We start from the raw sequence: 10,147 nt of genomic DNA, 5'->3' as shown, positions 1-10,147 counted from the left end.
AACCCTCGGGGCAGCCGCCCTGGATCATGAAGTCGGGGATCACGCGGTGGAAGGTCTTGCCGTCGTAGTAGCCGCGCTTGGCCAGGTTCACGAAGTTGGCCACCGTCATCGGGGTCTTGTCGTCGTGCAGGCGCAGGTGGATATCGCCCTTGTTGGTCTTCATGGTGACGTTGATGGTCATCGCAATTCCTGTAACTCGTTGAAAATCGGTCCAGTCGCTTCGTGCGACCGGCTCCGGGGGGCTGCAAGGCCACCAAAGATGGCGCCCTATTCCCCAGAGTTCAAGCGAGAAAACGTGATGGCGGCTCAGTTTTGCGGCAGAGCCAGCGTTTCGGCGGTCAGCGGGCCGGCGCCACGGGGGCGGGTGTCGCGCACGGCGGCGTCCTCGGGCAGCGCCCTGCCCTCACTGACGTGGGACCAGGCGCGGTCCAGCGCCGCGTAGCCGAAGGGGAGCAACGGGGCATGCCGGTCGCCGAAATCCGGGAAGGCCAGGAAGGCGTCGAAGTGCTGGGCGTAGGGGACCTTCCAGAACACCGGCGTGCGGCCGGCGTCGCGCAGCCATTTCACGTATGGCTCCGAGCTGAAGGCCACCGGGATCAGGCCGTCCTGTGCGCCGTGGACGATCAGGATCGGAAGGTCGTCCCGCGGCAGGTCCGCCGCGGTGGCGTCCACGGCGGCACGCAGTTGCCCGGCCTCGCCGCCGTGGCCGGTCTGAAGATCGCGCAGGCACAGCACGCCGGGCAAGGTGGGATCGAGCGAGAGGTCCGTACCCCCGGCGAGGATCACGCCTGCACCGGGCGGCACGCCGGAGCCATCCGCCCACCAGGCCGCGCGGACCATCGCATCGGAGGAACCTGCCAGGCCGCTGGCCGGAAGCGCGCGATACGAGAACCCGCACGGCATGTGGGCGGCATCGCGTCTCAGGTACGCCGAGGCATAAGCGACCGTCACGGCGCGCCATAGGTCCAGCGCGGTCGAGGACGCCGCCGTGGCCAGGACGTCGTCCCGCCAGCCACCGGCCCTCAGGAGGTCCATGGCCTCGGCCGYCTGCGCCCCCGGCATGACCGCGGAGAGCCTCCCGTGGGCGCGCAGCGACGCACAACGCAGCGCCCAGGCGGTCGGGGACGCCGCCCCAACGCGCGCAAAGGGCACGCCGTCGAATTCGCGTGCCGCCAGCGCAGCCGGCAACAGCAGCGCCGCCTCCGTGGCGTAGTCGTAGAACGAGCGGCCGCTGCCGCGCGCATAGATGTTGGGTTCGAGCGCGACTACGGCGTCGAGGATGCCGTCCCTGTCGTCGCCAGCCGCGCGCAGCACGGCACCGCCGCCGTTCGACAGACCGGTGGCGATGATCGTCGTGTTCTGTGCCGTGAACGGGGCGTCGTCGGGGAAGGCGCGATCGAGCATGGCCAGGCCGAAGCGCGCAGCTTGCAGTACGTGGCGACCCCAATCGGCCTCGGGATGGTCGCCGGAGTGCGCGTGCTTGGCGGCGATGCCGGCGTCGGCCGGCAGGCCCTTCGGTTCGAACTCAAGTGGCACGGACCCTGCCCTGGCACGCGTGCCGTCGAGCGCTACGCCGGTCTCATCGGAGGCATCGAAGTACCCCGCGCCGGTGCCCTTGTCCGTATAGGCCACGGCACATCCACGCGGGAGGCCCCAGCCACCGGCCAGGGCGATGGACCCATATATCCCGCGGGAACCCGACGATGCGGTAACCACCAGACAGCGCTTCTTGCGGTCGAAGTCATCCGGTACCTGGGCCAGCACCCGGTGCGGCGCGCGTGCGCCAGGCAGGCTGGCGAACGTGGTGAACTCGCGGCCGGGGACGTTCGGGACGCCGCCGTAGAGCGTGCCGAAACCACCCAGCGGACCGAGATCGGCGATGCCCTTCCAGCTCGACTGGATCGCGCGTTGACGCAGCTCGGCCGGTGTCGGTGACGCAGGGTGCGCAAAGCGTGTCGCGGTACCCGCCAGACCGCGCAAGCCCAGACCGGCGCTGAGAAGATCGTCGCCGTCGCGATGCGTGGTGACGCGGACGTCGCCGAAGGTGTCGTTTACTTGCATGGCCCGACCTTGCGTGAATGCCCGTCCGATGGCAAGCCAGTGCTGGACGATCGCACGAAGTCTACCGATCGACGCCGCGGCGCTCGCGCTCCTGCATCAACTGCTGCAACATCGAACGTACCGCCGCCATTTCGCCCCTCGAATGTTGCGTTGCCCACAGGCCGAAGACAGTAAGCGCGGGCCTGCACATTCGATCGCGCGCGCACATCCACATGGTGTCCATGCCACCGGCGTCGCATGTGCCGGAGTACCGACAGGCAATGCTACGGACGGCCATCCCTTGTAGCTGACCGAGGTTGGGAATGGTCGCTGTGTAACGCACGAAATTCGCGCCAAGGTCCCATCGGTGCGGGGCGTTTTCTATCGTGTAGGCGGCGGATTCGAGGCGCGTTGGCGAGTTGCTGGTCAGTGCCACCTCCACAGCCTCGTCCAGCGTGAGCGGCTTCTCCACGGGAGAATTCCACGGGGTGGTCCCGCCAAGCGCCTTGTAACGGGCGTAGTCGCCGCCGCGGTTCACGCCACCGCAGAAGCGATCCTGCCAGGTGCCGAAGACACGGAACGAATTCGTTATATAAGGCTCCGACTTCCAGTTCGGGTCGTATTCCCTGCACAACATGGCTGCCTGCACAAGCATATGAAGCGCATCCGGATCTTCCGCGGCGCGGGCATCGAAGCGCGCATGCAAGGTCTCGAATGTGTCGCCCGGACGCTCGAGCGGAAGCGGCGCTGATCTCGCGCGAACCGTACCCACACCCATCGCGACCACGGCCACGCCGACGCAAATCAACGCCAGGCGCCGCACCTTCCCTGTTCCCCCGCTACCCATGTTTCCCCCTTAATGAGATGTGTGCGCTTCTGCAGGACCCGCTTCAGCGGCGACCCTCACCATGCGACCGAGCAAAATACCCACGTTCTTCCACCATCCGCCCATGAAGCGCGTCGATAATCGCGACCTCATCCGGCGCATAGCGCTTCATGACGATATCGCGTATCGACAATCCATTCGCGCAATCGCCTTCTTCACGACACAGTTCGAATGTGAGCACACCATTGCGCCCACATCCACCGACGACATCGCATTCCAGCAGACGCAGCGCCATGCGCTGGTACCGATAGAGTCGCTCCGGGTGCGTGGCGTGCTCGACGACATCGCTCCCGAAGCGCCAAGGCGCATGACGCCCCCTGTCCTGGGCCAGGACCATCTGCACCATGCGCAGGTCGGGCGGCGGCGCATCGCTGAGCATCCGCGCGTAAAGGTCGGGCGGGTAGCCCGGCGCGTCTGCCGTGGTATGCGCCCACGATGGATGCCGCCGGCGAACGTCGACCCATTCGCCCGTTTCGTAGGCCTTGGCCCAGCCTTGCTGTGACCGGCCCTGGCAATAGGCGAACTGCCAGCGTCGGAAGGCCTTCTCGCTGGTGGATACCGTCCGGCGGCGCATCCAATCGCCGGAGACCTCGCCCGAGCAGGCCAGCGACGCATGACGGATCGCATGGAGCGCTCCGGGATCCTCGTCGACACGCGAAGCAAGCCGCGCGAATACATCGGCAAAGGAATCGCCCGGACGCAGGTAGGTTGCGTGCGCGACCTGCATCGACGGCACGCTGGACACGGGATGCCGTGAAGCGAGTGCACCGATCACGGTGACCATCGCCAAGATGAAGATGCCGATGGCCAGAGGCCTTGGCGTGGCGGTACACCCTTCCGCGATCATTGGGGAGCGTCCCTCGGGGCCGTATTCGCGCTCGCGCCGATACGTCGCGAGCGCTCGTCGAGAATGCGTTGCTGGATGCGGGCGATGATCGCGATCTCGTCGGGGGCGAATTCATTGGCCCACAGGTCGTCGAGGTTCGCACCCGCCTGGCAGCCCAACGCCGGGGTTCTCACGCAGAGCCACAGGGTCATGAGGTCGTTCGGACCGCATCCGCCAAGTTCTGAACACTGGATGCCCTGCAGCGCTACCTGCTGGTAGCGCGGTAATCTCGCCACGTGCGTCGTGCCCTCGACATCCTGCAGACCCAGGGCCCACTTATCGAGACCGGGCACGTCGACCATATCCGCCGCAAGGGCGCTGTCTTCAGGCGAATCCGAATCCAGAACGGCCTCGAAGATGAGATGGTTCCCATCTTCGTCGCTCTTGTCGTTCCAGTCTTCGTGACGTTTCTGAAATGACTCGAGAGTCATCGCAGCGTAGGCCAGTGACTCGTCGTGGGTCGTGATTCCATGACAGAACGACTCCTTCCACGCCGAGAAGGTACGACCGGATTCACTCCTGGCCGTCTTACGCCAATCTGGCTTGACCGGAGTGCTGCACACTCCCGCGGCGTGATACATGACGAACAACGCCCGCTCGTCGTACGTCACGCGGTCTGCCAGACGACGTTCGATGGCGGAGAAGTCGTCGCTGGGAAGAAGATAACCGTCCGGATTGAGGTGTCCGGAAACCCCATGACCGCGAGCCGCCGGAGGGGCGGTTTGCCGTCGCGCCGACGCTATTGGCCTGGTCGCTTCGCCGCTACCGTGGTGCGAATCGACGGCCGGGGTCGAGGCACTGCGAGCCGGGTCTGCTATGGCCTGCCCTGCCAGCCGGAATAGCACGGCCAGGCTCAGCAAGCACAGCGCCAGGAACCACGGCAACGTGTTTCGTTTTCCGTTTGATGTGTTGACGGTCCCCACTCCTGTCCTTGGATATGCCGTCGCCAACGGCAGATGTGCGGAGCGTAGCTGATGGTTTTGACGGGTGCAGCATGTTTGGGGGCCCGTCGTTTTGTCGGAAGGCTATCGCCGCTGAAGCGGCTCCCACAGTGGGGGGGCGTAGGGCCGTGGTGGGTCACGCAACGAGCTGTCGGCCGCTGCTATCCTCCAAGTCCCGGCAGGAGCCGGAAGAACCCAAGGGGATACAGAGCAATGATTGCCCGTCGTACCGTCCTGCTGTCCGCCGCGATCACCGCGGCACTCGGACTCGCCGCCTGCCACAAGAAAGAAGACGCGCCCGCCGCCGATCCCAAGGCGGTCGCCGCCGCCCAGACTGCTATTGCCGCCCCCGCCTGGTTGCGCCAGCACCTTCCTGCGCAGACGGTTGCCTATCTGCGCCTCCCGTCCCCATGGAACGTGATCGGAGGCGTGCCGAACGGCCGCCCGCTCGATGCCGCCCTCTCCGTGAAGGCAAACCTCGACGCCGTGGCGAAACTGCGCGAGACGATCGCGAAGGACAAGATCCTGGCCGATGCGAAAATCGGACCGGCACTCAGCCTCGTGCTCGGTGATCTCCGTTCGCCGCTCGAGATCGCCCTTATCGATCCGCTGGGCATTCCGTCGCCGACCTCGCGGATCGTCGTCACCGGCAGCTTCTCGTTCGATTCGGTCGACGCGTTCAACGCGCGCCTCGCCTCTCTCAATGCGCCGCTGCTGGCCGCGCCACTCGATGCGAAGGGCAACGGCAAGCTTGCCTCCGGCGGGAGCGTTCGCTACGTCGTGGCCGAGCATCGCCTGTGGGTCACCCAGTCGCTGCAGCAGCCCAGCGACGAGCACACGATCGACGAGTTGACCGATACCTTCGCCAAGTCCTCACTGACCACTGCGCCGGCCACGCTCGGCGCCCTCGAAGCCCGCATCGACACGTCGGGCGAAGGCCTTTACGGCTGGGCGACCATCCGCGGCATCGGCGCCGTTGCGGCGAACCAGGCAGGCGAATCGCCACTGGGCAAGCTGCCCACGGACTTTGCTTCCAAGGCCGACGCAGTCGCTTTCGGCAGCGGCACGGTGGACGGCCGGGGCCAGTTCCGCATGGTGGTGCACGCCCCTCAGGCGCGCGTCCTTCAATATGCCGCGCCGCGCTCGTTCGCGCCTACGGTGAAGAGCGTGGGCGAGCCGCGCTGGGCAATGACCTTCGCGCTGCCCAACGCCGACGGCTACAAGGCGTTCGAGGACAACCTCAGTCTCGACTTCGGTGCCGATCGCGCGAAGACCATCCGCGACGGCCTGGCAAAAATGCGGACGAAATACGGCTTCGACATCGCCGATTACACGAAGTGGATGGGGCCGGAGTCCATCGTCTTCGCCGATGACGCCGGACAGTTCTTCGCCATCCGCGCTCGCGACCTCAAGGCCTGGCACGCGCGCATCGACGAGATGACCAAGGCGGGTCGCTGGCGCAGCGGCGAGATGACCGTCGACGACGCCAGGGTGCAGTGGCTGTTCATGCCGGGGGCGCCTTATGAGCCGGAGGCCGACCATCCCGAGCAGCAGGCCCTGGTGCCCTTCATGAACCTGATGCAGCGCTTCGGCAGCCGCCTTTACTGGGTGGAGGAAGGCGACTGGGTCATTTTGGCCAAGGTGCCTCAGGCCCTGGCCGACCGCGCCGCCGCCAAGCCGGATACCTCGCTGGACGAGTGGTTCCGCGGGCGCGCCTATCCGGGCTCGCACGTGCTGATGGGCTACACGGCGAACAGCCGCGACGCCCAGCGCGATGCTTACTACACCTATATCGAGATCCTGCAGATGATGGGCGGGATGGCCGGGACCGACCTGGATATCGCGAGCCTGCCGGCCGCACATACCCTCGGCCTGCCCGAGAAGGGTGTCGTCGGCGCGGCGATCGAAGCGGACACCGACACCTTGTCCATTTCGTTCACCTACGAGCAGACCCCGGCGGAGCTGGTTGGCCAGGTCGGCTCGGCCGGTGCCATCGCCACGGCAGGGATCCTCGCCGCCATCGCCGTCCCCCAGTACCAGCAGTACATGCTGCGCAGCCAGGTGTCGGGCGCCCTGACGGCGGCCTATCCGGTCAAGCTGGCCGTGGCCGAGCGCCGCCTGTCCACGAGCAAGTTCCCGGCGAACAACGCAGCCGCCGGCCTGGGCAAGCCAGAAACGCTCGGCAACGACTACGCCGGTTCCGTCGAAGTCGGCCAGGGCGGCGAGATCGTGGTCACCCTGGACGCCACCCCGCCCCACAAGACGGACCAGAAGCTGGATTCCGGCCAGCTGATCCTGACGCCGAAGGTGGATGGCAAAGTCATCACCTGGACCTGCTCCGGCGACGGCATCGATCCAAAATACCTGCCCCAGAGCTGCCGCGACGAGCCGGTCGCACCCTGAAAAGGGGTACCGGGCGGGGGCCGATGAAGGCGGGCCCCGCCCGGTCATGCGAAAGTCGTTCTTTTCCTTTATAATCGGCGGCTTCCCAAACCAAAGAGGCGATCCGGCTTTATGCCGGCGCATACCGCATGTCGATCGAATTCCTGCGCAATATCGCCATCGTCGCTCACGTCGACCATGGCAAGACCACCCTCGTCGACCAGCTTCTGAAGCAGTCCGGCACGCTCAACGAGCGCACCGTACTGGCCGAGCGCGTCATGGATTCGAACGACCAGGAAAAGGAGCGTGGCATCACGATCCTGGCCAAGAACACGGCCATTACCTGGGAAGACAAGAAGACGGGTGCGAAGAACCGCATCAACATCGTCGACACCCCGGGACATGCTGACTTCGGTGGCGAAGTCGAGCGCGTGCTGTCCATGGTCGACACCGTGCTGATCCTGGTCGACGCGATGGACGGCCCGATGCCGCAGACGCGCTTCGTCACCCAGAAGGCGTTCGCGATGGGCTTCAAGCCGATCGTCGTCGTCAACAAGGTCGACCGCCCCGCCGCGCGTACGGAGTGGGTTGTCGAGCAGGTTTGGGACCTCTTCGCCAAGCTCGGCGCCACCGACGAGCAGATGGACTTCCCGATCGTCTACGCCTCGGCGCTGAACGGCTATGCCTCGCTCGACGAGAACGCCCGCGAAGGCGACATGACCCCGCTTTACGAAGCGATCATGCAGCATGCGCCGAAGCCGGACGTCGATCCGGACGGCCCCTTCCAGATGCGCATCAGCCAGCTGGACTACAACAACTTCGTCGGCGTCATCGGCATCGGCCGCGTGCAGCGCGGTACGCTGAAGAAGGGCATGCAGGTCGCCGTGATCGACCGCGAGGGCAAGAAGCGCCAGGGCAAGATCGCCCAGGTGCTCGGCTTCCTCGGCCTCGAGCGCATCGAGCAGGACAGCGCCGAAGCCGRTGACATCGTCGCCATCTCGGGCATCGCCGACCTGACCATTTCGGACACGCTGACCGCGCCGGATACGCCGGAAGCCCTGCCGGCGCTGAGCGTCGACGAGCCGATGATCAGCATGACCTTCCAGGTCAACAACTCGCCGTTCGTCGGCAGCAAGGATCTTTCGGGCGGCAAGTTCCTCACCAGCCGCCAGCTGCGCGAGCGTCTGGACCGCGAGAAGGTGCACAACGTCGCCCTTCGCGTCGAAGACGGCTCCGATGCGGACAAGTTCCTGGTGTCGGGCCGCGGCGAACTGCATCTCTCGGTGCTGATCGAGAACATGCGTCGCGAAGGCTACGAGCTGGCCGTGTCGCGCCCGGAAGTCATCCTGAAGGAAATCGACGGCCAGAAGATGGAGCCGATCGAGGAACTGGTGATCGACATCGAAGAGATCCATCAGGGTGGCGTCATGGAGCGCCTGGGCATCCGCAAGGGTGACCTGAAGAACATGGTGTCGGACGGTAACGGTCGCGTGCGTCTCGAGTACGAGATCYCGGCCCGCGGCCTGATCGGCTTCCAGAACCAGTTCAAGACCCTGACCCAGGGTTCCGGCCTGCTGTTCCACGTGTTCAAGCATTACGGTCCGTACACCCCGGCCCCGATCGCCAAGCGCCAGAACGGCGTCATGATCGCGAACGCCGGCGGCAACACCCCGGCCTACTCGCTCGGACCCCTCCAGGAACGCGGCAAGCTGTTCGCCGCCGAAGGCGATGCCGTGTATGAAGGCCAGCTCATCGGCATTCATGCGAAGGACAACGACCTCACCGTCAACGCCATCAAGCCGAAGCCGCTGACCAACATGCGTGCCTCCGGTAAGGACGATGCGATCCAGCTCACCCCGGCGCTCAAGTTCACGCTGGAGCAGGCCCTGGACTTCATCGACGACGACGAGCTGGTCGAAGTTACGCCGAAGGAAATCCGCATGCGCAAGAAGCACCTCACCGAAGGCGATCGCAAGAAGTCGTCGCGCGGTTGATTCGTTGAGATAGCGTTCGACGCTAGCAAAAAAAGGCCCGGCTAACGCCGGGCCTTTTTTTTGTGCCCGCCCCAGGCCCGCGCTATCTATCCCTTTAGGAGCCGATTCATCGGCGATCCTGCGGCAGCGGGCCGGTTGCGGCAAGCACCCATCTCAGCCTATCGGCGAGCACCCATCGCCGCTGAAGCGGCTCCCACATGTTCGGGTCGACGTATCGCTTCGCTTCCCAGCTCGCCGCGCAGTCTCGGCAGGAAGCCTTCGTACTCGCGCTGCACGAAGGCGATAAGCCCTTCGCGCACCTTGCAGCGCAGATCCCACGACTTGCTCGAACTCGAAGAACTGACCAGTGCCCGCAGCTGCATCGCCTTGTCATTGGTGTCGACCACCTGCAGCACGCAGACACGGCCATCCCATTCCGGTGCCTGCTTGCAAAGACGCTCGAGCTCGCCACGCAGCGGATCCAGCGGCAGGCCGTAGTCAAACCACAGCATGGCCGAGCCGAGCACCTGCGAGCTGGTACGTGTCCAGTTCTGGAAGGGATTCTCGATGAAGTACTGCAGCGGCACGACAAGGCGGCGTTCGTCCCAGATACGTATGACGACATACGTGCTGGTGATCTCTTCGATCTTGCCCCACTCGCCTTCGACCACCACCACGTCGTCGAGTCGGATCGGCTGGGTCAGCGCGATCTGCAGCCCTGCAATGAGGTTGCCCAGCACGGGCTTGGCCGCAAGGCCCACGGCGAGGCCGGCAACGCCCGCCGATGCCAGAAGCGTGGCGCCGAATTGGCGCACGACGGGAAACGTCATCAGGGCCACACCGGCGCCCAATACGATGGCGACGACGCTGCCCGTGCGGCTGAGCACGCGCGCCTGCGTCTGCACACGACGCGCGCGGAGGTTGTCTTCCAGGTCGAGTGGATTGAAGCGCGACACCGTGGCATCGAGTGCGCCGATACAGCGGACGATGAACCATGTGCAGGCAACGATGAGTCCCAGGCTGATGACATGCTCGATGC

General features: G+C 65.5%; 8 protein-coding genes. 2 read left to right on the top strand and 6 right to left on the bottom strand.

Annotated elements, in window-relative coordinates; translation table 11 throughout:
• The 5 genes from AC1DT2_RS09570 to AC1DT2_RS09550 form a co-directional block, all read right to left on the bottom strand.
• Positions 1 to 181: peptidylprolyl isomerase (locus AC1DT2_RS09570; RefSeq protein ID WP_477296017.1), on the bottom strand; the 181-nt coding region annotated here is incomplete at its 3' end.
• 125 nt (positions 182 to 306) lie between these two features.
• Positions 307 to 2,061 (bottom strand): 3-hydroxybutyrate oligomer hydrolase family protein, encoded by a 1,755-nt coding sequence (locus AC1DT2_RS09565; RefSeq protein WP_477296016.1) that lies wholly within the window; start codon positions 2,059 to 2,061, stop codon positions 307 to 309.
• A gap of 61 nt (positions 2,062 to 2,122) precedes the next feature.
• Complete coding sequence (locus AC1DT2_RS09560) at positions 2,123 to 2,887, bottom strand: hypothetical protein (protein WP_477296015.1); 765 nt, start codon at positions 2,885 to 2,887, stop codon at positions 2,123 to 2,125.
• Between the two features lie 43 nt (positions 2,888 to 2,930).
• Positions 2,931 to 3,716, bottom strand: a complete 786-nt coding sequence (locus AC1DT2_RS09555; protein WP_477296014.1) for a hypothetical protein — start codon at positions 3,714 to 3,716, stop codon at positions 2,931 to 2,933.
• Positions 3,717 to 3,769: 53 nt separating this feature from the next.
• Positions 3,770 to 4,696: a hypothetical protein gene (locus AC1DT2_RS09550; protein WP_477296013.1), complete on the bottom strand. Its 927-nt coding sequence runs from the start codon at positions 4,694 to 4,696 to the stop codon at positions 3,770 to 3,772.
• Positions 4,697 to 4,966: 270 nt separating this feature from the next.
• Between AC1DT2_RS09550 and AC1DT2_RS09545 the strand changes: the two genes are divergently transcribed.
• On the top strand, positions 4,967 to 7,156 hold the full coding sequence (locus tag AC1DT2_RS09545) for a pilin (protein ID WP_477296012.1): 2,190 nt from the start codon (positions 4,967 to 4,969) through the stop codon (positions 7,154 to 7,156).
• A 128-nt stretch (positions 7,157 to 7,284) separates the two neighbouring features.
• The gene (gene typA, locus AC1DT2_RS09540) at positions 7,285 to 9,129 is read left to right on the top strand and encodes a translational GTPase TypA (protein ID WP_477296011.1); all 1,845 of its coding nucleotides are present in this window, start codon (positions 7,285 to 7,287) and stop codon (positions 9,127 to 9,129) included.
• A gap of 158 nt (positions 9,130 to 9,287) precedes the next feature.
• Here typA and AC1DT2_RS09535 read toward each other — a convergent pair.
• Positions 9,288 to 10,147: mechanosensitive ion channel family protein (locus AC1DT2_RS09535; RefSeq protein ID WP_477296010.1), on the bottom strand; the 860-nt coding region annotated here is incomplete at its 5' end.

It is taken from the genome of Luteibacter sp. P4_E6, from assembly GCF_056401535.1.
Note: the sequence above shows the minus strand (reverse complement) of the source record. Positions and strands in the feature narration are given on the sequence as shown.